We start from the raw sequence: 24,286 nt of genomic DNA, 5'->3' as shown, positions 1-24,286 counted from the left end.
CCATGTTTCATATTTTAGGATTTTTATTCATCATCATAATTGCCATTCTGCTCATTGGCCTCAGCATTATCGGTACTGTCATCCGGAACATATTCGGATTGGGCGGACGCCGTACTTCCTCCAACTCCGGTCCCTACCAAAAAGGAAATGGTAACTACCAGCCGGGAGGGTACTCCTACAATGATAATAGACAATCGTCTGAAGAGGTACAAGCTGAAGAAGGTGAAATACGCCCCCGCCACAAGAAACTGTTCTCCAAAGACGAGGGAGAGTATGTGGATTTTGAAGAAATCAAAGAGTAGGGATTAGGGATAAAGGATTAGAGATTATTTGCGCTTGGCGGCAAAGAACTCTTTCATCAGGGCGGCACATTCATCTGCCAGAATTCCTTTTACCACTTGTGTTTTGGGATGCAATGCCTGCGAGGCATAGCGCTGATACCCTCTTTTCTCATCTTCAGCACCAAACACCAGACGTCCCATCTGCGCCCAGGCAATGGCACCGGCACACATCACGCAGGGTTCCACTGTGACATAGAGAGTACATTCATTCAGATATTTGCCGCCAAGGGATGCAGCGGCAGCGGTAATGGCTTGCATCTCGGCATGGGCGGTGACATCTGTCAAGGTCTCCGTCAGATTATGGGCACGAGCTATGATACGGTCCTTGCAAACCACAACCGCACCTACAGGAACTTCTCCCCGTTCACCTGCCTTCTGCGCTTCCTGAAGTGCCTGCTTCATATAATAGCTATCGTCCAACGCCATCCCCTTTTAATTGTTAATTTCTAATTTTTAATGCTCATCTCCTCATGTCGTGCTCACCGAACAAAGTAGGATAATCCTCTTCCATATTCTTATGGATAAACATGAGAATAGTCTCCCGCAGCCAACGCGACTTGTTCGTTATCTTGTATTTCTCCAGATAACGATCCACAATCCGCTGCTCTTCCTCGCTCATCAGGCATACCATGCGCTGCTCGCGCTTCGGTTCTTCGGGCGTTGCTTTCGCACACGTTTTATCTCTCTTTCTCATATTTCCTGCAAAATTACTTTTACTTCTGTAAAAACAAAACGAACCTACGTAATTTTTATATCAGAAACGCTTAAATGGCACTGAAATATTTTTTTGACCGATAAACTTAAAGAATTTCTTAAAAACATTTTAATTTAATAATTAAAAACGTATTTTTGGAGAGTTCTAAATTTAAAAGGTATGAAACATGTAAATTATCTCAGCTTCTTTCTACTCGCGTTGTTCAGTATAAGTTTTATCTCATGTAGTGACGATGACGATAATAAGCTTAATACCGGCATAACCAATCAAAGTTGGACAGAGGGAAAATCCCTGGAGATCAGCCAGGATAATGACTTGTCTGTAAGCTTCAATGCTGCAGCTAAATGGGTAGCTTCCGTCACCTCTGGAGCGGATTGGTGCAAACTGAATACGACCTCGGGCACAAAAGGACAAAGTACCTTGAAATTATCTGTAAGTACAAGTTCCACCACCGACCGGACAGCCAGAATCTCCATTAATATAGACGGCTATTCTCCTGCAAGTTTTGAAGTTACACAAAAAGGGACCAGTGCTCCCCAAACCACTGAAGATATGGAGATTAACGCAAAAGTTGATGAATATCTGAGAGAAATGTATCTCTGGAACGATGAATACAAAACATTGAATCTTGACCATAACAAAGGCTATGAAGACTTCTTCTATGATGCATTGGGAAGTATGACTACTAATACTTTGGATAAAAAGGCCACTGCGGATGGAAAATATACTCTCTTTTCATACATACAGAAAAAAAATCCCATCGGTTCAACCCGTTCCACTCAATGGGTAAAAAAAGAACAAACTTACAGTTTCGGCATTACCGGAGCAGACGTTCGAGCAATTGGAAGCGAAGATAATTACACTATCTACTTCTTTGTACAAGGTGTTTACCCCAATTCACCGGCAGCACGGGCAGGTATTAAACGAGGTTCCTCAATCATGCAAATAAACGGAGAGAAGTTAACCATGAGTAATTATTGGCAACATTACCTAGATTTACTGATACCAGCTTCGGCTTTCAGCCTGAAAATTACAGAGGAAAAGACAGAGGGAGGAACCCAAGAAAAAGACATATCTTCCGAAGCCATGTACTGCAATCCTATTCTTTTCAGTAAAGTGACAGAAGAAGAAGAAACCCCAGGGCACAGAATTGGCTATCTTGTTTATTCTGGATTTGAGGCCGGATTTGACCAAGAATTATTCGATGTATTCAAAGAATTCAAAAGTCAGAATATCACGGACCTAATTTTGGATTTACGTTACAATGGAGGTGGCCACGTTATATCAGCCAACCTAATAGCAACTTGTATAGCCGGCGCAAAATCTGAAGGCAAAGTGTTCACAAGCCTGAGATATAATAAAGAAAGAATGAAAAAACGCAATGATAAACGTGAGGAAGAATTGTTTGCATATTCCAACTATGAGAATCTGGCTACGTCTCTATCAGCAGGTGCCTTAAACCTTCAGCACGTCTATTGTATCGTAGGTAACGGAACAGCATCAGCCAGTGAACTTGTCATCAATTCTCTAAAGGGAATAGATGTAGAAGTAACACTTATAGGTAAAAGAACTACCGGTAAAAATGTAGGTATGGAACCAGTAGAATATACCATAAGAAATAACGTCTACGAAGTGGTTCCCATCACCTTCCAAAGCTATAATGCCAAAGGAGTTGGAGATTATGAAAATGGGTTCACACCTGACATCGAAATAGATGAAAACGACCCTTACGGCAGAGGAGACGGATATTACATATACAGAGACTATGGTTCGGATAAAGAGTTCCTATATGCCCGTGCCATCCAGGAAATCACCGGTCAGGCTCCGGCACCCACAACACGCAGTGCAGAACCCCTGATGAGAGGCAAAGCCTTGAAGGTCCCTGCCATCTACCGACGAGGACATGAAGGCATGATTAAGTTGCCGGAATAATGGCAATACACAATATTCTTGGAAAAGCCGGTGAAGACGCCGCTGCCAAATATTTGGAACAGAACGGTTACACCATACGTGACCGTAACTGGCGGAAGAATCACCTTGAGCTGGATATTGTAGCCGACAAAGATAAGGAACTGATTATTGTGGAAGTGAAAACCCGTAGCAATACGGACTACATCGAGCCGCAGAATGCCGTGAACTGGCAGAAAATACGACGTATTGTCGTAGCGGCCGATGCCTATATCAAGCACTTCTGTTTGGATGCACCCGTCCGCTTCGACATCATAACTGCTGTAGGCGAACCGGGAGCATTCAGGATAGAGCACATGAAGGATGCCTTCTATCCACCCATATTTTGATAATTGACAATTGATAAGTGAGAGTTATTTCAATCGTAAATCGTAGATTATAAATTGTAAACCGTAAATACCATCATGGACATAGAAACCGCCCGCGAATATTGCCTCAGCAAAAAGGCCGTCACGGAATGCCTTCCGTTCGACGAATACTCGCTCGTGATGAAAGTCATGGATAAAATGTTTGCACTTATCGACCTGGAAAGCGCCAACAAGATTTGTCTGAAATGCGACCCCGAATATGCACTCGAACTGCGGGAGCACTATGCTGCCATCGAAGGTGCCTATCACTTCAACAAAAAGTACTGGAACCAGGTGTTCCTTGACGGTGACGTCGACGACAAACTGTTGAAGCAACTGATAGACCACTCTATGGAAGAAGTATTGAAGAAGTTCACCAAAAAAATGCGTACCGAATATGAAGCCCTGCCCTGACACATTCCCGTTCCCGCTGGTAGCATTGGACGAAACGGCATCGACCAACCAATACCTCAGCCAGCTTTGCAACCAGTTGCAAGAATCCGTTGCCGAACTAACAACCGTGACTGCCGAGTTCCAAACCGCCGGTAAAGGCCAGCGCGGCAACACCTGGGAAGCTGAAGAAGGCAAGAACCTGCTTTTCAGCTTTGTACTCTACCCTTCTTTTCTGGAAGCCCGCCGACAGTTCATCCTTTCACAAATCGTTTCCCTCGCCATTAAGGAAGAACTGAGCAGATGGTCTGATGAAATCACCATCAAATGGCCGAACGACATTTATTGGAAAGACAAGAAAATCTGCGGTATACTGATAGAGAACGACCTTTCCGGACATCATATCAGGCGCAGCATTGCCGGAATCGGCATCAACATCAACCAGGAAGTCTTCAACAGTGATGCTCCCAACCCCGTCTCACTGAAACAAATCACCGGAAAGGAGCACGACCGTTATGAAATCCTTGCCCATATCCTGAGACGTGTACAAATCTACTACAACAGCCTCCAAATGGAGGACTTCGCCGTCTACTCCGACGAGATATCCACACGGTATGCCCGCTCCCTTTTCCGTCGCCGGGGATTGCACCCTTATGAAGATGCCAACGGCAAGTTCCTTGCCCGGTTGCTGCGTGTAGAGCAAGACGGACGGTTCGTGCTGGAGGATGAAGGAGGAAGTGAACGGGAATATCTGTTCAAGGAAGTGCAATACATTCTGTAAAGGAGATTCATCCCTATCACAAAGTTTATTTTGAAATTCATCTGTCACGCTATCACGTCACAAGGGAGGAACCATCTATGCCAAACAAGTTGCCTATCGCAAACTTTTGGAACTCACCATCGAACAAGCGACACAGACGGAAACCATCCACCGGATGCACTTCCCTCTACAACTATCAACTGCGTGAAAAAGAGAACAACCGGCTGAAAGCGACAACTTAGAGTTGCTCAACCACATCTTGCAACAAAAAGCGATAGAAAACGAGCAAGAGCAGGAGGGCCAAGAGTATCTGCTTGGTTCCAATATATAGCAGAAACTATAAGAACGGGCAAACTTCGCTCGTGGCGAGGCATACATCACCCCTGAAGAATGGGAAATACTGAAAGAACTGATGTCTCCTGTCTGCCCCAACTTCTTTGAAAAGCTGCATTCACTGCACAATCCCAACGAAAACGAACTGCACGTATGTATGCTTATCAAGCTCCAATTCCGCCAAACAGACATCGCACGGTTGATGCACCCAAGCCGGAAAGCATTTCTTCCATCCGAAGACGACTTTATCAGAAAGTGACCGGAGAAAAAGGGACACCGGAAATGTGAGAATGAAAATTATGAAATTTCTTTAGCTCTACTTTCTTTTGTTTTGATTACAAAAGTAACAAAATATGCTGGCAAAAAGTGAATTTGTTCTTTTTGCCAGCATCACTTAATTGGTATCTAAAATTCTTAAACGATAGAACCTTCTATGTATAACAACCATTAACTAAAGAGTGAAAAGGCTCCAATAGACCCAACGACGAACACAGCGACAATCACCCATATAAATGAGATAATGAAACCTGCAATGGCGCAGCCGCGCGGACTTTTGAATAAGCCGATGAAACTAAAAAGCGCACCGAGGAACCAGATAATCCACCCAAGAATAGGTATCCACCCAAGAAAGATTCCAAGAATGGCGAATACCAGCCCAGTAGTGCCGATACCATTGGATTGCTTACCTGGAACATTTACGTAAACCGACTGTTGCGTAGCATTTGTGTTCTGCTGGAACGGCTGCTGGGCTGTTTGAGGTTGAACCTGAGGTTGTCCTGCTTGCAGGACTGCATTACAATGAGGGCAGGTGGTAGCTTTGTCCGAAACCTGCTTTCCACAATGGGAACAAAAAATGAGTGCCATAATACAAAATATATTAGCGTTAATAAATAAAAAACTATTCTAGGTGAGTATGTTGTTTGGAAACATACAGTACAAGTCCCTTATAATCAACCTTATAAAAGTCTCCTACTTCTCCTAAATAAGGAAACCGTTCACCTTTCTCCGGGTGACGGTTGGTTCCGTCAGCCCACTTGTATGTTTCTGCATCCGACGATGGTGCATACCGTAAACGTAGGTTGACACCATCAATCACTACTTGCCGCGAAGTACCTACGACAGATTTCAATGTGTTGGTCTTATCCTTAAAATAATCGGTCGTATAATAAAATATACCGAAACTTACTAACAGCACCAATACAATACCACCAATAAACCAATATAAAGCCCTACTCCTTGGGGGAAGGGAAAGTTCCTGCTCTTCAACCTCTATAGGAGATGCTGTCTGTGTAATGGATACCGGAGGGATAGATGAAGCGGCAATCGGCGTAGCTGGTACAACGGGACATCCGCATTGCGGACAAACGTATACGGAATCAGCCAGCTCAGCACCACATTCATGGCAATGGCGATTTTTCGTGGCAGATATGGGGCACCCGCATGTGGGGCACGATGTTACACCGTTAGGGATTTCAGTTCCACATTCACTACAAACAATAAACTGTTCCTCTTCTGCACAACGTTCACTGATGTTACCACACTTCGGACAGAAACATTCCTTTTGATAAGCATCATGTTCAAATATGTGTTGGCATGAAGTACACTTGAATTTCATTTTCGTACTCATAAATAGTTATTTTTAGTTGTTGAAATACTCAAGGGATTGTGTCTCGATACGTTCCGGTTCTGTTTTGGTAGAGAATGACTCACCATTCTCCTTATACTCTTTCACCTGATTGGTGCGGGTAACTTTTCGCTTCAACCAATTCCCATGCTCGTCCACTTCCAGATACTCATATCTATCTGTGGTAAGGTAATCTCCGGTTTCATCGTAATCGTGTACACTTTTACTATCAGGAAGAAGGTTCACACCGGTGTAAGTGAATGTTTCTGTGAGGTAAATCATTCTTACCTGACTTTTACGTTCTATGATTCTGTCCTGCTCGTCAAAAAGATATTCTACAGAACCTTCCATATCGGATTCATTCTTACTCATATCGCTCCGCTTATGGTCGCTGTATGTGATGGTGTAAGAGCCCCAATCGCTTCGGCTGTATTCTGTACGGTTGTCATTGTACTTATAAATCAGGGAATATTCTTCCCCTTTACTGATTTCCAGTATATTCCCAACCTTGTCAAACCGAGTGGTTTCCCCTTCACTATTGGTCAGACTTTCTACGCTCCCATATAGGCCGAGACCTTTACGTGCCGACAAAGGATGAGGAGTTTCAGTTTCTTTATTAACGGGAGCCGCATTCAAAATGCCATCAACATCTGAAGTCTTAAATAGTGCCCCTTCAAAGATGAATCCTCCCTCAACGGGCGAATAATATGCGGTATAAGGCTTTACTTCCTCCATCTCCTCCGGAGTAACGTCTTCCAGCAGTCCCCTAAAGGATTCCAAGTGACGTGTGAAGACCAGCCGATTTCCTTCTATCTTTCCATAATAGACCGTTGCCCCTTGGTAGACCGAATTCCAAAGATTTCCATCCTCTGGCACAGAATTATAACCCCTCGCCATAAATACGTTGTTTCCATCCAGTCTGAAAGATAGGGCACCGTATTGTACTCTCTGCTCTGCCAAAGGACAATACGCTTCAAAAGCCTTCTTCGGAATAGAATCATGGGATAGCACTTTGGAAAATTCGCTGTTGACATAGCCCTCTTCACCTGTACGTAACCGAACTTTATACCATCCGTTGACCGAATCTACCAGTTCGCACATTTCTCCACGTTCAACAACCCCTACCAGTTTGCCTTCCACCGATTCCTTTTTGACGCTAATGTCCGACTTTATTGCAATTACATACGTGTGGTTTGGATTCTTTGAGGCAGAAAGAGACTTTTGCTTGGGAGAGTCTTTGCAGGCCATGAATAACAAAAACGTACCGCATAAAATGAATAGGTGACGTGCATTCATAATATTTAAATAATTAATCTCCCTCAGTCTCTCCCGGGAACCATTCAACATAAAAGCGTGAGACTGCAATGCCACGTTCTGGTTGGAGGTCCTAGGAAAACCTTGTACACGGATATGGTTATAGCAGCCCACGCTATATGCGTGAGAACCACTATGCTATCCTTGTGTACAATTGCGAATTTCCTAGGTTCCCAACCACAAGATAAGCATAACGCTTCTTCAAATTCTAAAATGTCTTGGAGAGAACTCCTCTCTCCAAATGCAAAAATATGAAAAATGTAGGAAGCGCAATAACATTTCCTGCATTTTTTATGTTGGCGCATAAATATCTCAAAGACGGATATGCAACGGTGCTCAATATAAAACTCAAAAAAAGAAGCTAGACTTACCAGCTGCTAAATCTGAACAATGACGTCCATCCGGGAATGTTGACAAATTCTCATAGTGGAAGTTTTGAAACCGGGAACGATAAATTCTCTTTCTACACCATCTTTTCCTGGGCGGGAAACAACCGTAAAAAAGGAACTGAATACGGAGAACAGCACTACTCCGGAACAGAAAAATACTACAATACAGAAACCTGAAACTATTTGCGCAATGTCGCCTTTTACATGGGAGGAGACTTTGTGCCTAACCTTAAGAACAACAACAAAACCTACCAGTTCATCACCGCCATGCAGGGGATAAAGCTGCAAGACTGCGAGCAACACCGCCGCTGGGAGTGGGAAGACGTGCAGGCCGAACTTTTCGAAGCCAACATGAAGAACCTGAAACTGCAACAGACACAAGAAGCAGGCAGCATCTTCATCAACGAAATAAAGAACAGGAAGCGGAAAGACGACCATCATCAAATTGCTGTTGGGCTACTACAAGGCATTGGGCGGAGAAATCTCCATCGGCGACACAGATCTCAACCAGTTCAACCTAAAATAGACAAAGAACGGCTGGCAGAGGCTGCCCGGATTGCCAATATAAACGACTACATCATGCGCCTCCCCCTGAAATACAACACTCTGATAGGGCAAGACGGTGTGGGTCTGAGTCAAGGGCAGAAACAACGGATACTGATTGCCCGAGCCGTCTACAAGAATCCGCAGTACATCTTTCTGGACGAAGCCACCAATGCGCTGGATGCCAACAACGAGCGGATAATTGTAGAGAACCTGACGGAGTTCTACAAAGGGAAAACGGTGATCGTGGTGGCCCATCGCCTAAGCACTGTAAAGAACGCCGACCGGATAGTAGTGATAGACAAAGGGAAAATCATAGAAGCCGGAAAGCATCAGGAACTGATAGCCAGCCGGGGAGCTTATTATAATCTTGTGAAGAATCAATTGGAATTGGGCAGTTAGCATATGGAAAGCAAGGATATAGAACTCAGAAGCAAACAGGTACGGAAAATCATCGGGCAGATTCCTCCGCTGCTGGTACGTAGCGGAATCGGCATCATCGGAATAATTATAGCTTTGCTGCTGGCTGTAGCCGCATTTGTCCCCTATCCCGAAACAACGGAATGCGACATCACCCTGACGGACATTCAGCAAGGAGAAGTGTCAGCTACCGGAGAACTGCCGTATGCCTGCATCACACAAGTAAGTACCGGCATGAAAGCAGAAATTGAACTGGAAGGATATACAAGCAAGGAATACGGCTATCTGCAAGGAACTGTCACAACCGTTTCTACACGGATAATCAGCCGCAACGGGCACAACTATTTCTGTTTTATACTGTCACTGAAAGAAGTCCCTTTCATGCAGAAAGGCATGAAAGGAAAGGCATCCATCATCTTGTCGGAGAAGACGCTGCTCGGAAGAATATGGGAGTGAACAGCTATGCCTCGCCAAGCAAGTCTTCCCGCACGACACCTCGCTTCGCACCCGCGATGAATAAGCGTTAGAAATCTATTACTTGCGCAATCCGTATCTCAAAAAGGAGATTGAGCTACTATTAACGCATCTCCGCCTCCATCTTCTTTATTCTTTCCAGCGTATTGCCCGCCTCCATGGAAGGGAATACCTGGAGTACCCGTTGCAGATAGGTCTTTGCCTTGCTATAGCTATTGGTAAGCACGTCCGACAAACCGTTACGATAACGGGCATACTGCATCCGCGTAGGGGAAGTTATCTTCTTAAAGTCATCATCGAGCTTCTTCCTTTCCTTTTCTGCCTGAAGATAGAAATAATTCCCCAAGAAGATATTTGCCTGCAGGTTATCACCGTCGAGCATCAGCACCTTCTCGTAGGTTTTCAGAGCATCCTTCTCTTTTCCCCGCATCATTTCCATCTCGGCACAAGAAACAAGGGCAGGCACATCTTCGGGATGGCGTTGCAAGAACTCCTTATAGAAGAGATAGGCCTTGTCGTAATTCCGCATTTCCTTGTAATGGGCAGCCAGCTCATTGGCCAAACGGGAAGCTACCACAGTGTTCTTGTCAACATTGGCCCAATAGAACATTTCCGCCTGGTCCACACCGGCATCTGCCGACTGACGGAACAGACTTACGACATAATCGTCCTTGCCTTCGGACAACGCTTCGGAAACTTTCTGCAACAGTTCACCCGCCGACTGAGCGAAAACAGACAGAGGCAACATCAGAAACAAAGAGAAAAATAAAGTTAAGGATTTCATTTTTAAAGTATATAATAGTTTAACAGCCTGAATCATCTCCATAGAAATTCACCTACAAATTTACACACTTTCACTGCAAACATCAACAAAATATAGTTAATCTTTCCCACTATTTTCCCCTTTTCTGCGTAACTTTGCCAATCTTATGAAATAAGCGTTACCAATGAAGCTCAGAGACAAGCAAATCTTGCAAATAGCACTGCCTTCCATCGTATCAAACATCACCGTTCCTTTGCTCGGACTGATTGATGTAGCCATTGTCGGACACTTAGGTTCACCGGCCTATATCGGAGCCATTGCCGTAGGCGGGATGCTGTTCAATATCATCTACTGGATTTTCGGTTTCCTGCGCATGGGGACCAGCGGAATGACTTCACAAGCATACGGAAAACGGGATTTGCCGGAAGTTGTACGCCTATTAGTGCGCTCCGTCGGCATAGGGCTGGCTGTCGCGTCCTGCCTCATAGCATTGCAAGTCCCCATCAGACAAGGCGCATTCCTGCTGATTCATCCTACAGACGAGGTCAAAGAGATGGCAACGCTTTATTTCCACATCTGCATCTGGGGTGCACCCGCCATGCTGGGACTATACGGGCTCACGGGATGGTTCATCGGCATGCAGAATTCACGCATTCCCATGTATATAGCCATCACACAGAATATAGTCAATATCATTGCCAGCCTCTGCCTGGTCTATCTATGCGGAATGAAAGTCGAAGGAGTTGCCCTGGGGACGCTGATAGCCCAGTACGCCGGTTTCCTGATAGGGCTGATGCTCTGGATACGCAATTATGGAAAGTTGCAGAGATACTGGGAAATTAAAAATTATAAATTGGAAATTAAAGGGGAAGAAAGAAAAGGTATCTGGGAGAAGGAGACAATGCTAAAATTCTTCCAAGTGAACAGGGACATTTTTCTGCGCACCCTTTGCCTGGTGGTGGTTACTCTGTTCTTTACTTCAGCAGGAGCCTCGCAGGGCGAAATCATTTTGGCTGTCAACACGCTGCTGATGCAGCTCTTCACTTTGTTCTCGTATGTAATGGATGGTTTTGCCTACGCAGGCGAGGCCCTGAGCGGCAGATACATAGGCGCACACAACCGGGAAGCCTTTACAGACACCGTCCGACATCTCTTTGGATGGGGAGCGGTAATGGCAGTTCTCTTTACGTTGACCTATGCACTGGGAGGTAATGCCTTCCTCGGGCTATTGACGGATGACAAAGAAGTGATAGCGGTTGCCGACACCTATTTCTACTGGGCGCTTGCCGTTCCTGCCGTTGGTATAGCCGCCTTCATTTGGGACGGCATTTTTATAGGTGCCACAGCCACGCGCGGCATGCTGCTGTCCATGACTGCAGCAGCCGTCAGCTTCTTTGTCTTGTATTATGGCCTACATCCCGTCCTGGCAAACCATGCTTTATGGCTTGCCTTCCTCACCTACCTCCTGATGCGGGGAGCGGTGCAGACGGGATTGAGTCGGGGAGTCATTAAAAAAGCATTCCCCAGTGAGAAGTAGCCTATTTATTGCGATTTTAAGCGATGAACATTTCAAGGGGAAAAAGCATTATCTTTGTATCGCTATGACTTATACATAACTCAAGTTTCGCAAGTTCAAGAACTTACGAAACTTAAATACATAATTGTTATGACAGACAAGAATATTGTTCAAGAGACATTTCCCGTATTGGGAATGAGCTGTGCATCATGTGCCGCACGGATAGAAAAGACGCTGAACCGGCAGTCCGGTGTCAAGATAGCAGCCGTAAACTACGCTTCGGCAACGGCAACCGTAGAATATGATCCCAAGAACTGTTCTTCCGAGGCATTGCAGCAAGCCGTGCAGGCCGCTGGATATGACTTGCTGATAAATCGGGACGGCAATACGCTCGAAGAAGCGGAAGAGGCCCACAACAAAAAATTCACTACACTGAAACTCCGCACTGTCTGGGCCGTTATTCTATCCTTACCTGTTATCATAATAGGTATGTTTTTCATGGATATGCCCTATGCCAATCCTATCATGTGGACACTATCCACTCCTATTGTATTTTGGCTGGGACGGGGATTCTTCAGCAGTGCCTGGAAACAGTTGAGACATGGCAGCGCCAATATGGATACACTGGTAGCCATCAGCACCGGAACAGCCTATCTGTTCAGTCTGTTCAACATGTTATTTCCGGACTTCTGGCTGTCCAGGGGCATCCACCCGCATGTGTATTTTGAAGCGGCAAGTGTCATCATAGCTTTTATCCTGCTGGGGCGCCTGCTGGAAGAAAAGGCGAAAGGAAACACTTCAACAGCCATCAAGAAGCTGATGGGACTCCAACCCAAGACCGTGACCGTCGTTGGGAATGAGGAACGCATTGTCCCTATTGAGCAGATTCGCCCCGGCGACATCATACTGGTGAAGCCCGGCGAACGGATTGCAGTGGACGGCATCGTGACGGAAGGTTCTTCGTACGTAGACGAAAGTATGCTGAGCGGCGAACCGGTAGCAGTGTCCAAGCAAAAAGATGCCAAAGTCTTCGCAGGTACCATCAACCAGAAGGGGAGTTTCCGCTTCCGGGCAGAGAAAGTCGGCACAGATACACTGCTGGCAAAGATTATACACATGGTGCAAGACGCACAAGGGAGCAAAGCACCGGTACAGCAACTGGTCGACAAGATAGCAGGGATATTCGTGCCTACCATTATCGGCATTGCAGTGCTCGCCTTCATCGTATGGATGATGCTGGACGGAACCGACGGATTCACCCACGGATTATTGGCATTTGTCACAGTGATTATCATCGCCTGCCCGTGTGCGCTGGGGCTAGCCACTCCTACAGCCATCATGGTAGGCATCGGCAAGGGAGCCGAAAGGGGTATCCTGATAAAAGATGCCGAGAGTCTGGAGATTGCCAAAAAGGTAAATACCGTAGTACTCGACAAAACCGGAACCGTAACCGAAGGAAAACCGGTAGTCAGTAAGCTGGTATGGAATACGCCGACAACTACTCCCAATCCAAGCATTTCCTCAAAAGATGTCTTGCCGGACATTTTCTACAGTCTGGAAAAGTTATCGGAACATCCATTGGCAGACGCCGTAGTGAATCACCTCAAGGAATCGGCTTCCATAGACGACATCCAAGATTTCGAAACCATCACCGGAAAAGGTGTAAAAGGGCGGACACAAGGCCGGATTTACTTTGCCGGAAACCTGAAACTACTGGAAGAGAACCGGATTGCCATCAGCCGGTCTCTTCGGGAAGAAGCCACCCGACTGACAGCGAAAGCACAAACCGTCATCTGGTTTGCCGACGAAGAAAACGCACTGGCAATAGCCGGAATCACGGACCGGATAAAGGAAACTTCCATTCGTGCCGTCGACGAGCTGCGTGCCACCGGTATCGAAGTCCACATGCTGACCGGAGACAATGAAACCACCGCCCGCGAAATTGCCCGCAAAGCAGGTATTGCGCATTATCAAGCGAGCGTACTGCCGCAGGACAAGGCAGCCTTTATCAGCCGGTTACAAGCAGAAGGACGGAAAGTGGCGATGGTGGGCGATGGCATCAACGACAGCGCCGCCCTTGCCCAAGCCGACTTGAGTATCGCTATGGGCGGAGGTAGTGACATCGCCATGGACGTAGCCAAAATGACTATCATCTCCTCCGATTTGACAAAAATTCCGGAAGCCCTCCGGCTGTCCCGTCTGACAGTCCGGACCATCCGGCAGAATCTGTTCTGGGCGTTTATATACAATATAGTAGGTGTGCCCATTGCAGCCGGAATACTCTATCCCATCAACGGCTTCCTGTTGAATCCGATGATAGCCGGCGCAGCCATGGCATTCAGCAGTGTCAGTGTGGTGAGCAACAGCTTGCTGCTAAAACGGAAAAAGATACATGAAAGGGAAGAAAACAAAAAAGTTGAACCATCAACAGAAACAATCATGAAAAAAGAATTCAAGGTAGAAGGTATGATGTGCAACCATTGCCGCATGCACGTAGAGAAAGCATTAAATAGTATGGAGGGTGTACATGCCACCGTAACCCTGAACCCTCCGGTGGCCATCGTAGAGCTTTCAGACGGAGAAAAGACACTCGAAGAATTGCAGAAGGCAGTGACAGAAGAAGCCGGTGACTACACACTGAAGGTATAAGGGTAAAATTCATACGGTTTTCATACAGAAAAGAAAGAGGAAATCAAAGTAAATATCTACCTTTGCACGCTAATCTACAGATAAAGATATGAATGCAAAAGCTAAAGGATATATTTTGGGTTCTATCGCCGCAGCCTCCTACGGTATGAATCCATTGTTTGCCCTCCCGTTGTACAAAGCCGGCATGGATCCGGACTCGGTACTCTTTTTCAGATACCTTTTTGCCATCCCATTGCTGGGTATTATGATAAAAGCGAGAGGGCGGACATTCAAGATACAACGGAAAGAAACATTTCCGCTCATCATCATGGGATTACTCGTAGCCCTCTCCTCACTGACGCTTTTTCTGAGTTATAATTATATGGCCGCCGGCATAGCGTCGACACTGCTGTTCATCTACCCCATTATGGTGGCTCTTATTATGGCTATGGTCTTCAAAGAGAAGCTGGCACTGCAAACCATCGTCTGCATGCTGCTTGCACTGGGAGGCATCGGGCTGCTCTATAAAAGTGAGGACGGCAGTACGCTGAGCCTGATAGGGACATTGCTGGTTTTCGCTTCCTCCCTTTCCTATGCCATATACATTGTGGGCATCAACCAGACGTCATTGAAAAATGTAGCTACACTCAAAGTCACCTTCTATGTCCTTCTCTTCGGCTTATCGCTCTTCGTAGCACGCCTGCTCTATTCCGGAGTACTGAACACACCGGACCAGTGGTATCTGTGGGGCAATTTGCTTGCACTGGCTGTCTTTCCCACCGCCATATCCTTCCTCTGCACTACTGGAGCCATCCAATACATCGGCTCCACCCCGACCGCTATTCTCGGTGCATTGGAACCCGTGACAGCCATCTTCTTCGGAATAGCTGTCTTTGGAGAAAGCTTGACTGTCAGAGAAAGCATCGGACTGGTGATGATTATTGTAGCCGTAACGCTCGTCATCGCAGGGGGAAACATTACAGGCCAACTGGTTCGTTTCAGGAAACTGTTTCCAAGACTCCCGATAAAGAGCAAGAAAAACAACTAATTCTATAAACCATCATCAACCATGAAAAAAAATCTCTACCTGCTTTTAGTTCTGTTATTCCCTATCGGCCTACAAGCTCAGTCCGAGGTGATCGTACTCCGTCCGGATGAAGACAAAGCCGAAGTGAACGAAGCTGAATATACCAAAATTTTCCTGGCTGGGACCATTGACATGGGCAAGAGCATAGACTGGCAAAAGGCAACCTGCGACTGGTTCCGAGCACGTCCCGAAGGCAAATATCTCCTATACAACCCCCGAAGGGACAAGGGGTTGAGCGGTGAAATGTCCGACTTTGAACATCAAGTGAACTGGGAACTGGAACATCTGGAAAAAGCCGACCTGATAATCATGAATATCCTGGCAAGCAGTAAGTCTCCCATCACTCTGCTGGAGATGGGGCTGCACATGCGTTCCGGCAAACTGCACGTCATCTGCGAGCCCGGCTTCTACCGCTACGACAATGTGCGAATTACTTGTAACCATTATGGTATTCCGTTATATCACAGCATGGACGAGTTCCTAAAGACAATACGTTAGGCAACTATCCTACCTCATTCTGCAGCACTTTTCAGTTTTATTCTTTATCTTTGCTGCAAAGAAATATAACAAAACTATATATTATGACAACCTATAAAAGAATCTTATTGAAGCTCAGCGGCGAGAGCCTGATGGGTGAAAAGCAATACGGCATTGACGAAAAACGCCTTGCCGAGTACGCAGCTCAAATCAAAGAAATCCACGAATTGGGAGTACAAATAGGCATCGTGATAGGCGGTGGAAACATTTTTCGCGGATTGAACGGTGCCCACAAAGGATTCGACCGCGTGAAAGGCGACCAGATGGGAATGCTGGCAACCGTCATCAACAGCCTTGCCCTCAGTTCAGCTCTGGCAGCTACCGGCGTGAAGGTCCGCGTGCTGACTGCCGTACGTATGGAACCCATCGGTGAATTCTACAATAAATGGCGTGCCATCGAATGTATGGAAGCAGGCGAAGTAGTCATCATGTCCGCCGGTACAGGCAATCCGTTCTTCACTACCGATACCGGTTCCAGTCTGCGCGGCATCGAGATTGAGGCAGATGTCATGTTGAAAGGTACCCGTGTGGATGGCATCTATACCGCCGATCCGGAGAAGGACCCGACAGCCACGAAATTCCACGACATCACTTACGACGAAGTACTGAAGCGCGGTCTGAAAGTGATGGACCTCACCGCCACCTGCATGTGCAAGGAGAACAACCTACCCATCATCGTTTTTGACATGGATACAGTGGGGAATCTGAAAAGAGTGATGCAAGGAGAAGAAATCGGTACACTGGTACATAATTGAATTAAAAACGGAAAACGAAGAATTGAGAATAAAAAAATGAATGTTATTTAATTCTTAATTCTCAATTCCCGATTTAATAATTATATTTGCAAAGTTTCAAATTAAAGCTATTCCAAAAACGAAAATAATATGAGAGACGTAAAAGACATCTTAGACGAAGCGCAAGAAAGTATGGACATGGCCATCATGTATCTGGACGAGGCATTGGCTCATATCCGCGCCGGAAAAGCTGATATCCGTTTGCTGGATGGTATCCGTGTGGATTCTTACGGAAGTATGGTTCCTATCAACAATGTGGCAGCCGTAACCACTCCGGACGCACGCAGCATTGCCATCAAGCCATGGGATAAGAGCATGTTCCGCGTCATTGAAAAGGCCATCATTGACTCCAGTCTCGGCATCATGCCCGAAAACAACGGTGAAATTATCCGTATCGGCATCCCACCGCTGACGGAAGAACGCCGGAAGCAGCTTGCCAAACAATGCAAGGGAGAAGGAGAAACAGCCAAAGTAAGTGTACGTAATGCACGCCGTGATGCCATCGACGCCTTGAAGAAATCCGTAAAGGACGGACTGGCAGAAGACGCCCAGAAAGGCGGTGAAGAAAAGCTGCAGAAGATTCACGACAAGTTCATCAAGCGGATTGATGACATGCTGGCTGCAAAGGATAAAGAAATCATGACCGTTTAATGAATTGATAATTGATGATTGACAGTTGATAATTATCATGTGTAATAATACCTATAGTTAATTATCCAGCAATCAATTATCAATTATCAATTATCAATTATCAATTATCAATTATCAATTATCAATTATTTTGAGGGGACTCGTTATAAAAAACACCGGAAGCTGGTACTTGGTACGGACTGACGACGGAAGGGAGATTGAATGTAAAATCAAAGGGAACTTCCGGTTGAAAGGCATACGAAGCACCAATCCCGTGGCTGTAGGCGATTACGTGAACATCATACTGAACCAGGAAGGTACGGCCTTTATCAGCGAGATAGAGGACCGGAAGAATTACATCATCCGCCGTGCCTCCAACCTTTCCAAGCAATCACATATTCTTGCCGCCAACCTCGACCAGTGCATGCTCATAGTGACGGTGAACTATCCCGAAACCTCCACCACATTTATAGACCGTTTTCTCGCCTCTGCCGAGGCATACCGTGTTCCCGTCAAGATTATATTCAACAAAGTGGATGCCTACAACGAAGAGGAACTGCACTATCTGAACAGTCTCATCAACCTTTATACCACCATCGGTTATCCATGTTTCAAGGTTTCTGCCAAAAAAGAGGAAGGCATCGATATTATCGAGGAAGAGCTCAAAGGACGTATAACCCTCTTTTCCGGACATTCCGGAGTAGGGAAATCGACACTCATCAAGGCAATACTGCCCGATATAGAGATTAAAACCGGAGAGATATCCACCTATCATAATAAAGGTATGCACACCACTACCTTCTCAGAAATGTTCCCGGTTCCCGGTGACGGATATATCATTGACACTCCGGGCATCAAAGGTTTCGGAACATTCGATATGGAAGAAGAAGAAATAGGCCACTATTTCCCGGAAATATTCAAGGTATCTGCCAACTGCCGTTACGGCAACTGTACCCACCGCCACGAACCCGAATGCGCTGTACGCGAGGCTGTCGAGAAGCACTATATCAGCGAATCCCGTTACGCTTCTTATCTGAATATGCTGGAGGACAAGGAGGAGGGAAAATACCGGGCTGCTTACTGATTTGTCATTTTATCACCTTTCCAATCCATATTCTTACACTTTTTAACTCTTTATCTTTTAAACTATTCTCTTTTCCCGTAGTCTAATCTAAGGCTGATTTTATTACTACTAATACTACAACATGAATAAGAGAGTTAAATGGGGCATCATTATCGTGATTGGTGCCGGACTGATTGGAGGAGGAATCTACTCCCAATTACCTAAAGAGAATGAAGAATTAGCCGCTGCAGACAAGGTGATGACCGGTCAACGTAGCGGTAAGAAAATTCTAAACGTAAACGCAAAAATAATCAAACCGCAACTGCTGAAGGATGAAATACAAATCAGCGGCAGCCTGCTGCCGGATGAGGAAGTGGACCTTTCTTTCGAGACATCCGGCAAAATCATAGAGATAAATTTTGAAGAAGGCAGCTTCGTCAAGAAAGGACAATTACTTGCCAAAGTTAATGACCGGCCGCTGCAAGCACAATTGCAACGCCTCGTCTCCCAATTAAAGTTGGCGGAAGACCGCGTGTTTCGCCAGAACGCCCTGCTGGAAAGGGATGCGGTCAGTAAAGAAGCCTACGAACAAGTAAAGACCGAGCTGGCCACCCTGAATGCCGACATTGACTTGATAGAATCGAACATCGCACAAACCGAGCTGCGTGCTCCTTTCGACGGTGTCATCGGTCTGCGCCAAGTCAGTGTGGGTACTTACGCTTCCCCTACAACCATTGTAGCCAAACTCACCAAGATTTCGCCGTTGAAGGTGGAATTTGCCGTACCCGAGCGGTATGCCAATGACGTAAAGACCGGCGCCGGACTGGACTTCACTCTCGAAGGAAAGCTAAACACCTTCCACGCCACGGTTTATGCACGCGAATCAAAGATAGACCCTACTACCCATACCCTGACAATCCGTGCACTTTATCCCAATGCCAACGGAGCTGTGCTTCCGGGCCGCTATGCCAGCATCAAGCTGAACAAGGATGAAATTCAGGACGCCCTTGCCGTACCGTCCGAAGCCATTGTACCGGAAATGGGAAAAGACAAGATATTCCTCTATAAGTCGGGAAAAGCCCAGCCGGTAGAGATTACTACGGGAATCCGTACGGAAGCGGAAGTACAAGTATTGCAAGGCTTGCAGGCAGGAGATACCATCATCACCTCGGGAACCCTGCAACTCCGTACCGGACTACCGGTAACACTGGACAATATCAATTGACAACTGTCAATTATCAACCGTTAATTATCAATTGTAAAGAATGAATATATCCGAATTAAGTATACGGCGACCGGTACTCTCGACAGTACTTACCCTGATAATCCTGCTGTTTGGCTTCATCGGCTACAATTATCTGGGTGTACGCGAGTACCCGTCTGTAGACAATCCCATCATATCAGTATCCTGCTCCTATCCGGGTGCCAACGCCGATGTCATCGAGAACCAGATAACGGAGCCTCTGGAGCAGAACATCAACGGTATTCCCGGCATACGCTCCCTCTCCAGTGTCAGCCAGCAAGGTTCATCACGCATTACAGTAGAGTTTGAGCTTTCCGTTGACCTGGAAACCGCCGCCAACGACGTACGTGATAAAGTGTCGCGTGCACAGCGCTATCTGCCTCGTGACTGTGACCCGCCTACCGTATCAAAAGCCGATGCGGACGCCACCCCTATCCTGATGGTTGCCCTCCAAAGTGACAAACGTTCCCTACTGGAGCTCAGTGAAATAGCCGACCTGACTGTCAAGGAGCAGCTTCAGACTATTTCAGATGTAAGTAGTGTAAGCATCTGGGGAGAAAAGCGCTATTCCATGCGGCTTTGGCTGGACCCCATCAAGATGTCCGGCTATGGAATCACTCCCCTGGATGTAAAGAATGCGGTGGACAACGAAAACGTAGAGCTCCCTTCCGGAAGTATCGAAGGAAACACTACCGAGCTCACCATCCGTACGTTGGGTCTGATGCATACAGCCGAAGAGTTCAACAATCTTATCCTGAAGGAAGACGGTAACCGTATTGTCCGCTTCAGCGACATTGGACGTGCCGAACTGGGACCAGCCGACATCAAAAGTTATATGAAGATGAACGGTGTGCCCATGGTAGGTGTCGTAGTAATTCCGCAGCCGGGTGCCAACCACATTGAAATAGCCAACGCCGTATATGACCGCATGGAGAAGATGAAGAAAGACCTTCCCGAAGATGTTCATTACAACTACGGTTTTGACAATACCAAGTTTATCCGCGCTTCTATCGACGAGGTGAAGCAGACGGTGTATGAGGCCTTTGTACTGGTTATCATCATCATTTTCCTCTTCTTGCGCGATTGGCGTGTGACGCTTGTGCCATGTATTGTAATCCCCGTTTCGCTGATTGGAGCTTTCTTCGTCATGTATCTGGCCGGTTTCTCCATCAATGTGCTCTCCATGCTTGCCGTGGTGCTTGCCGTGGGCTTGGTGGTGGACGACGCCATCGTGATGACGGAGAACATTTATGTCCGCATCGAGAAAGGGATGCCACCGAAAGAAGCCGGCATAGAAGGAGCCAAGGAGATTTTCTTTGCCGTCATCTCCACTACCATTACGCTGGTGGCGGTATTCTTCCCTATTGTATTCATGGACGGTACGACAGGACGACTGTTCCGCGAATTCAGTATCGTGGTCTCCGGTTCGGTGATTATCTCCTCCTTCGCCGCATTGACTTTTACGCCGATGCTTGCCACCAAACTTTTAATCAAAAGGGAACAGCAGAGCTGGTTCTATCGCAAGACCGAACCTTTCTTCGAAGGGATGAACCGGGTATACAGCCAGTCACTGGCTGCCTTCCTGAAACGGCGCTGGATTGCCTTGCCCTTCACCATCGTCACCATCCTGCTTATCGGAGTCCTTTGGAATACTATCCCGGCTGAAATGGCGCCATTGGAGGACCGTTCGCAAATCAGTATCAATACAATGGGTGCCGAAGGAGTGACTTACGAATATATCCGCGACTATACCGAAGACATCAATCATCTGGTGGACTCCATTATCCCGGATGCAGAAGCGGTCACGGCGCGTGTGTCCAGTGGTAGCGGTAACGTACGTATCACACTGAAAGACATGAAAGACCGTGACTATACCCAGATGGAGGTTGCCGAAAAGTTGTCGAAGGCAGTGCAGAAAAAGACCATGGCACGCTCTTTCGTACAGCAGTCCTCCTCATTCGGAGGACGGCGCGGCGGTATGCCCGTGCAGTATGTATTGCAGGCAACCAATATCGAGAAATTGCAGGAGGTGCTCCCCAAGTTCATGACGAAGGTCTACGAAAATCCGGTATTCCAGATGGCAGACGTAAACCTGAAGTTCAGCAAGCCTGAAGCGCGCATCAACATCAACCGTGACAAGGCGAGCATCATGGGCGTAAGCACCAAGAACATTGCCCAAACCCTGCAATACGGCTTGAGCGGACAGCGCATGGGCTACTTCTACATGAACGGAAAGCAATACGAGATATTAGGCGAAATCAACCGCCAGCAACGCAACAAGCCCGCCGACCTGAAAGGCATCTATATCCGAAGCGACAACGGGAACATGGTACAGCTGGACAACCTGATTGAGCTTACCGGCGGCATCGCACCTCCGAAACTGTACCGTTACAACCGTTTCGTTTCTGCCACCATCTCCGCGGGACTGGCGGACGGCAAGACCATCGGACAAGGTCTGGATGAAATGGACAAGATTGCCAAGGAGACGCTGGACGAGACCTTCCGCACCGCACTGACCGGAGACTCCAAAGAGTATAGGGAGAGTTCCTCCAGTCTGATGTTCGCCTTCATTCTGGCCATCGTGCTGATTTACCTGATTCTGGCCGCCCAGTTCGAAAGCTTCAAGGACCCGCTGATTATCATGTTGACGGTGCCTCTCGCCATTGCCGGCGCACTGGTGTTCATGTATTTCGGGGGGATTACGATGAATATATTCAGCCAGATTGGTATTATCATGCTGATTGGTCTGGTGGCAAAGAACGGTATCCTGATTGTGGAATTTGCCAATCAGAAGCAGGAAGCGGGTGAAGACAAGATGCGAGCCATCAAGGACGCCTCCCTGCAACGTCTGCGCCCCATCCTGATGACGAGTGCTTCCACCATCCTGGGACTGATACCGCTTGCCTACGCCACCGGCGAAGGCTGCAACCAGCGCATCGCCATGGGTACTGCCGTCGTAGGCGGCATGCTCATCTCCACACTACTGACGATGTACATCGTGCCTGCCATATATAGTTATGTATCAACGAACCGAAGTAAACTGAAGACCGAATGAAACGCATTGTTTTAATTTTCATAGCCACTGCCTGCACAGCGCTGGGCCTTTATGCACAGCCTGCGCCTACCTACACCTTGAAGTCCTGCCTGGAGCAGGGATTGCTGAACAACTACTCCCTGCGCATTGTCCGCAATGAAGAGCAGGTCAGCAAGAACAACGCCACACTGGGCAATGCGGGCTACCTGCCCACACTGGACCTCTCCGCCGGCTACAAGGGAACCATAGACAATACCGAGACCAAAGCCCGAGCCACCGGAGAGACAACCAAGGACAACGGAGTGTTTGACCAAACTCTCGATGCAGGCATCAACCTGAACTGGACCATCTTCGACGGTTTCAACATTACCGCCAACTACCAACGGCTCAAGGAGCTGGAACGCCAAGGCGAGACCAATACGCGCATCGCCATCGAGGACCTGATAGCCAACATAGCCGCCGAATACTATAACTATGTGCAGCAGAAAATCCGCTTGAAGAACTTCCGTTATGCCGTATCGCTATCCAAAGAGCGCCTGCGCATTGTGGAAGAGCGTTACCACATCGGTAACTTCTCGCGCCTGGACTACCAGCAGGCCAAAGTGGACTTCAATGCCGACAGTGCCCAATACATGAAACAGCAGGAACTGCTGCACACCTCACGTATCCAGCTGAACGAACTCATGGCAAACAAAGATGTAGACCAGCCGTTTATCATACAAGACAGCCTCATCAACGTGACCGCCTCCCTGAACTTCGAGGAGCTGTGGAACGCCACCCTCGCCATCAACGCCTCACTGCTACGTGCCGAACAGAACAATACCCTGGCCCGTCTGGACTACAAGAAAGTCTGCTCGCGCGACTACCCATACGTGAAGATGAACGGCGGATACGGCTACACCCTCAACAAGTATGACATCTCTGCCAACAGCCGCCGCAGCAACCTCGGTCTGAACTTCGGCGTCACGGTCGGCTTCAATCTGTTCGACGGCAACCGGCGCCGCGAACGCAAGAATGCCCGCATTGCCGTGCAGAACGCTCGCCTGGAACGGGAGCAACTGGAGCAAGCCCTGCGCGCCGACCTCAGCAACCTATGGCAGGCCTACCAAAACAACCTGCAAATGCTGAACCTTGAACGCCAGAACCTTGTCGCTGCCAAGGAGAACCACGAGATTGCCATGGAACGATATATGCTGGGCAACCTCTCGGGAATCGAGATGCGCGAAGCCCAAAAGAGTCTGCTGGATGCAGAAGAACGTATTCTCTCCGCAGAATATGATACCAAATTATGTGAAATCTCCCTACTGCAAATCAGTGGAAAAGTAGCGCGCTATATGGAATAAGCAATATAATCCGTACCTTTGCGCCCGATT

25 protein-coding genes are annotated in these 24,286 nt (G+C 47.2%); 19 read left to right on the top strand and 6 right to left on the bottom strand.

Annotated features, from left to right (window positions below; genetic code table 11):
- Positions 1 to 2 precede the first annotated feature (2 nt).
- Positions 3 to 302, top strand: a complete 300-nt coding sequence (locus tag JXR92_RS06915; protein ID WP_016274162.1) for a DUF4834 family protein — start codon at positions 3 to 5, stop codon at positions 300 to 302.
- A gap of 24 nt (positions 303 to 326) precedes the next feature.
- Here JXR92_RS06915 and JXR92_RS06910 read toward each other — a convergent pair whose 3' ends face one another.
- Together JXR92_RS06910 and JXR92_RS06905 are read right to left on the bottom strand one after the other, a co-directional pair.
- Positions 327 to 761, bottom strand: a complete 435-nt coding sequence (locus tag JXR92_RS06910; protein WP_117599445.1) for a nucleoside deaminase — start codon at positions 759 to 761, stop codon at positions 327 to 329.
- Positions 762 to 801: 40 nt separating this feature from the next.
- Entirely contained in the window at positions 802 to 1,035 is a 234-nt protein-coding gene (locus JXR92_RS06905; RefSeq protein ID WP_005824205.1) for a hypothetical protein, read from the bottom strand.
- A 180-nt stretch (positions 1,036 to 1,215) separates the two neighbouring features.
- Here JXR92_RS06905 and JXR92_RS06900 point away from each other — a divergent pair, with 180 nt between their 5' ends.
- From JXR92_RS06900 to JXR92_RS06880, 5 genes are all read left to right on the top strand, one after another.
- Positions 1,216 to 2,988 carry a S41 family peptidase gene (locus JXR92_RS06900; RefSeq protein WP_138345842.1) on the top strand — a complete coding sequence of 591 codons (1,773 nt, stop codon included), beginning with the start codon at positions 1,216 to 1,218 and terminating at the stop codon, positions 2,986 to 2,988.
- On the top strand, positions 2,988 to 3,353 hold the full coding sequence (locus JXR92_RS06895) for a YraN family protein (protein ID WP_117599281.1): 366 nt from the start codon (positions 2,988 to 2,990) through the stop codon (positions 3,351 to 3,353). The genes JXR92_RS06900 and JXR92_RS06895 overlap by 1 nt, the downstream gene beginning before the upstream one ends.
- Positions 3,354 to 3,428: 75 nt before the next feature.
- Positions 3,429 to 3,785, top strand: coding sequence for an MmcQ/YjbR family DNA-binding protein (locus JXR92_RS06890; protein WP_025834268.1), 357 nt, complete (start codon positions 3,429 to 3,431; stop codon positions 3,783 to 3,785).
- Entirely contained in the window at positions 3,769 to 4,542 is a 774-nt protein-coding gene (locus JXR92_RS06885; RefSeq protein ID WP_005835105.1) for a biotin--[acetyl-CoA-carboxylase] ligase, read from the top strand. The genes JXR92_RS06890 and JXR92_RS06885 overlap by 17 nt, the downstream gene beginning before the upstream one ends.
- A 391-nt stretch (positions 4,543 to 4,933) precedes the next feature.
- Positions 4,934 to 5,113, top strand: coding sequence for a hypothetical protein (locus JXR92_RS06880; protein ID WP_117599280.1), 180 nt, complete (start codon positions 4,934 to 4,936; stop codon positions 5,111 to 5,113).
- Between the two features lie 188 nt (positions 5,114 to 5,301).
- Here the strand turns inward: JXR92_RS06880 and JXR92_RS06875 are convergent, their stop codons facing one another.
- The 3 genes from JXR92_RS06875 to JXR92_RS06865 are packed head-to-tail and all read right to left on the bottom strand — an operon-like array spanning position 5,302 to position 7,774.
- A complete protein-coding gene (locus JXR92_RS06875; RefSeq protein WP_117599279.1) occupies positions 5,302 to 5,718 on the bottom strand; it encodes a zinc ribbon domain-containing protein in 417 nt (138 codons plus the stop codon).
- A gap of 34 nt (positions 5,719 to 5,752) precedes the next feature.
- Positions 5,753 to 6,481 carry a zinc ribbon domain-containing protein gene (locus JXR92_RS06870; RefSeq protein ID WP_138345840.1) on the bottom strand — a complete coding sequence of 243 codons (729 nt, stop codon included), beginning with the start codon at positions 6,479 to 6,481 and terminating at the stop codon, positions 5,753 to 5,755.
- Positions 6,482 to 6,493: 12 nt separating this feature from the next.
- A complete protein-coding gene (locus JXR92_RS06865; RefSeq protein WP_117964913.1) occupies positions 6,494 to 7,774 on the bottom strand; it encodes an SH3 domain-containing protein in 1,281 nt (426 codons plus the stop codon).
- A gap of 425 nt (positions 7,775 to 8,199) precedes the next feature.
- Between JXR92_RS06865 and JXR92_RS06860 the strand changes: the two genes are divergently transcribed.
- The 3 genes from JXR92_RS06860 to JXR92_RS06850 are packed head-to-tail and all read left to right on the top strand — an operon-like array spanning position 8,200 to position 9,600.
- On the top strand, positions 8,200 to 8,358 hold the full coding sequence (locus tag JXR92_RS06860) for a hypothetical protein (protein WP_171030448.1): 159 nt from the start codon (positions 8,200 to 8,202) through the stop codon (positions 8,356 to 8,358).
- A gap of 27 nt (positions 8,359 to 8,385) precedes the next feature.
- Positions 8,386 to 9,126, top strand: a complete 741-nt coding sequence (locus JXR92_RS06855; RefSeq protein ID WP_171030447.1) for an ATP-binding cassette domain-containing protein — start codon at positions 8,386 to 8,388, stop codon at positions 9,124 to 9,126.
- A gap of 3 nt (positions 9,127 to 9,129) precedes the next feature.
- Positions 9,130 to 9,600 carry an HlyD family secretion protein gene (locus JXR92_RS06850; protein ID WP_117964915.1) on the top strand — a complete coding sequence of 157 codons (471 nt, stop codon included), beginning with the start codon at positions 9,130 to 9,132 and terminating at the stop codon, positions 9,598 to 9,600.
- 121 nt (positions 9,601 to 9,721) lie between these two features.
- Here the strand turns inward: JXR92_RS06850 and JXR92_RS06845 are convergent, their stop codons facing one another.
- The gene (locus tag JXR92_RS06845) at positions 9,722 to 10,402 is read right to left on the bottom strand and encodes a tetratricopeptide repeat protein (protein ID WP_138346429.1); all 681 of its coding nucleotides are present in this window, start codon (positions 10,400 to 10,402) and stop codon (positions 9,722 to 9,724) included.
- A gap of 163 nt (positions 10,403 to 10,565) precedes the next feature.
- On the opposite strand from JXR92_RS06845, the gene JXR92_RS06840 reads away from it, so the two are divergent.
- From JXR92_RS06840 to JXR92_RS06795, 10 genes are all read left to right on the top strand, one after another.
- The gene (locus JXR92_RS06840; protein ID WP_138346426.1) at positions 10,566 to 11,918 is read left to right on the top strand and encodes an MATE family efflux transporter; all 1,353 of its coding nucleotides are present in this window, start codon (positions 10,566 to 10,568) and stop codon (positions 11,916 to 11,918) included.
- Between the two features lie 129 nt (positions 11,919 to 12,047).
- Positions 12,048 to 14,546 (top strand): heavy metal translocating P-type ATPase, encoded by a 2,499-nt coding sequence (locus tag JXR92_RS06835; RefSeq protein ID WP_138346423.1) that lies wholly within the window; start codon positions 12,048 to 12,050, stop codon positions 14,544 to 14,546.
- An 88-nt stretch (positions 14,547 to 14,634) separates the two neighbouring features.
- Positions 14,635 to 15,573, top strand: a complete 939-nt coding sequence (locus JXR92_RS06830; RefSeq protein WP_117599273.1) for a DMT family transporter — start codon at positions 14,635 to 14,637, stop codon at positions 15,571 to 15,573.
- 21 nt (positions 15,574 to 15,594) lie between these two features.
- Entirely contained in the window at positions 15,595 to 16,110 is a 516-nt protein-coding gene (locus tag JXR92_RS06825; protein ID WP_117964922.1) for a nucleoside 2-deoxyribosyltransferase domain-containing protein, read from the top strand.
- Between the two features lie 83 nt (positions 16,111 to 16,193).
- Complete coding sequence (gene pyrH, locus JXR92_RS06820) at positions 16,194 to 16,904, top strand: UMP kinase (protein WP_117599271.1); 711 nt, start codon at positions 16,194 to 16,196, stop codon at positions 16,902 to 16,904.
- Positions 16,905 to 17,033: 129 nt separating this feature from the next.
- Positions 17,034 to 17,594, top strand: a complete 561-nt coding sequence (gene frr, locus JXR92_RS06815; RefSeq protein ID WP_025834253.1) for a ribosome recycling factor — start codon at positions 17,034 to 17,036, stop codon at positions 17,592 to 17,594.
- Positions 17,595 to 17,724: 130 nt separating this feature from the next.
- Positions 17,725 to 18,657 (top strand): ribosome small subunit-dependent GTPase A, encoded by a 933-nt coding sequence (gene rsgA, locus JXR92_RS06810; protein ID WP_138346420.1) that lies wholly within the window; start codon positions 17,725 to 17,727, stop codon positions 18,655 to 18,657.
- Between the two features lie 121 nt (positions 18,658 to 18,778).
- A complete protein-coding gene (locus JXR92_RS06805) occupies positions 18,779 to 19,861 on the top strand; it encodes an efflux RND transporter periplasmic adaptor subunit (protein WP_005824248.1) in 1,083 nt (360 codons plus the stop codon).
- Between the two features lie 40 nt (positions 19,862 to 19,901).
- Entirely contained in the window at positions 19,902 to 22,934 is a 3,033-nt protein-coding gene (locus tag JXR92_RS06800) for an efflux RND transporter permease subunit (protein ID WP_057087088.1), read from the top strand.
- Positions 22,931 to 24,256, top strand: a complete 1,326-nt coding sequence (locus JXR92_RS06795) for a TolC family protein (protein WP_138346417.1) — start codon at positions 22,931 to 22,933, stop codon at positions 24,254 to 24,256. Before JXR92_RS06800 ends, JXR92_RS06795 begins: the two co-directional genes overlap by 4 nt.
- The last annotated feature ends 30 nt before the right edge of the window (positions 24,257 to 24,286 follow it).

It is taken from the genome of Bacteroides parvus, assembly GCF_017309675.2.
Lineage (GTDB): Bacteria > Bacteroidota > Bacteroidia > Bacteroidales > Bacteroidaceae > Bacteroides > Bacteroides uniformis.
This window is presented reverse-complemented; position numbering and strand designations above follow the sequence as displayed.

What these genes read in the sequence shown, in the direction of transcription:
- JXR92_RS06915 (WP_016274162.1), top strand. Translation starts at nt 3, where the DNA reads ATGTTTCATATTTTAGGATTTTTATTCATCATCATAATTGCCATTCTG.
- JXR92_RS06905 (WP_005824205.1), bottom strand. Translation starts at nt 1,035, where the DNA reads ATGAGAAAGAGAGATAAAACGTGTGCGAAAGCAACGCCCGAAGAACCG.
- JXR92_RS06900 (WP_138345842.1), top strand. Translation starts at nt 1,216, where the DNA reads ATGAAACATGTAAATTATCTCAGCTTCTTTCTACTCGCGTTGTTCAGT.
- JXR92_RS06895 (WP_117599281.1), top strand. Translation starts at nt 2,988, where the DNA reads ATGGCAATACACAATATTCTTGGAAAAGCCGGTGAAGACGCCGCTGCC.
- JXR92_RS06890 (WP_025834268.1), top strand. Translation starts at nt 3,429, where the DNA reads ATGGACATAGAAACCGCCCGCGAATATTGCCTCAGCAAAAAGGCCGTC.
- JXR92_RS06885 (WP_005835105.1), top strand. Translation starts at nt 3,769, where the DNA reads ATGAAGCCCTGCCCTGACACATTCCCGTTCCCGCTGGTAGCATTGGAC.
- JXR92_RS06880 (WP_117599280.1), top strand. Translation starts at nt 4,934, where the DNA reads ATGTCTCCTGTCTGCCCCAACTTCTTTGAAAAGCTGCATTCACTGCAC.
- JXR92_RS06875 (WP_117599279.1), bottom strand. Translation starts at nt 5,718, where the DNA reads ATGGCACTCATTTTTTGTTCCCATTGTGGAAAGCAGGTTTCGGACAAA.
- JXR92_RS06870 (WP_138345840.1), bottom strand. Translation starts at nt 6,481, where the DNA reads ATGAGTACGAAAATGAAATTCAAGTGTACTTCATGCCAACACATATTT.
- JXR92_RS06865 (WP_117964913.1), bottom strand. Translation starts at nt 7,774, where the DNA reads ATGAATGCACGTCACCTATTCATTTTATGCGGTACGTTTTTGTTATTC.
- JXR92_RS06860 (WP_171030448.1), top strand. Translation starts at nt 8,200, where the DNA reads ATGTTGACAAATTCTCATAGTGGAAGTTTTGAAACCGGGAACGATAAA.
- JXR92_RS06855 (WP_171030447.1), top strand. Translation starts at nt 8,386, where the DNA reads ATGGGAGGAGACTTTGTGCCTAACCTTAAGAACAACAACAAAACCTAC.
- JXR92_RS06850 (WP_117964915.1), top strand. Translation starts at nt 9,130, where the DNA reads ATGGAAAGCAAGGATATAGAACTCAGAAGCAAACAGGTACGGAAAATC.
- JXR92_RS06845 (WP_138346429.1), bottom strand. Translation starts at nt 10,402, where the DNA reads ATGAAATCCTTAACTTTATTTTTCTCTTTGTTTCTGATGTTGCCTCTG.
- JXR92_RS06840 (WP_138346426.1), top strand. Translation starts at nt 10,566, where the DNA reads ATGAAGCTCAGAGACAAGCAAATCTTGCAAATAGCACTGCCTTCCATC.
- JXR92_RS06835 (WP_138346423.1), top strand. Translation starts at nt 12,048, where the DNA reads ATGACAGACAAGAATATTGTTCAAGAGACATTTCCCGTATTGGGAATG.
- JXR92_RS06830 (WP_117599273.1), top strand. Translation starts at nt 14,635, where the DNA reads ATGAATGCAAAAGCTAAAGGATATATTTTGGGTTCTATCGCCGCAGCC.
- JXR92_RS06825 (WP_117964922.1), top strand. Translation starts at nt 15,595, where the DNA reads ATGAAAAAAAATCTCTACCTGCTTTTAGTTCTGTTATTCCCTATCGGC.
- pyrH (WP_117599271.1), top strand. Translation starts at nt 16,194, where the DNA reads ATGACAACCTATAAAAGAATCTTATTGAAGCTCAGCGGCGAGAGCCTG.
- frr (WP_025834253.1), top strand. Translation starts at nt 17,034, where the DNA reads ATGAGAGACGTAAAAGACATCTTAGACGAAGCGCAAGAAAGTATGGAC.
- JXR92_RS06805 (WP_005824248.1), top strand. Translation starts at nt 18,779, where the DNA reads ATGAATAAGAGAGTTAAATGGGGCATCATTATCGTGATTGGTGCCGGA.
- JXR92_RS06800 (WP_057087088.1), top strand. Translation starts at nt 19,902, where the DNA reads ATGAATATATCCGAATTAAGTATACGGCGACCGGTACTCTCGACAGTA.
- JXR92_RS06795 (WP_138346417.1), top strand. Translation starts at nt 22,931, where the DNA reads ATGAAACGCATTGTTTTAATTTTCATAGCCACTGCCTGCACAGCGCTG.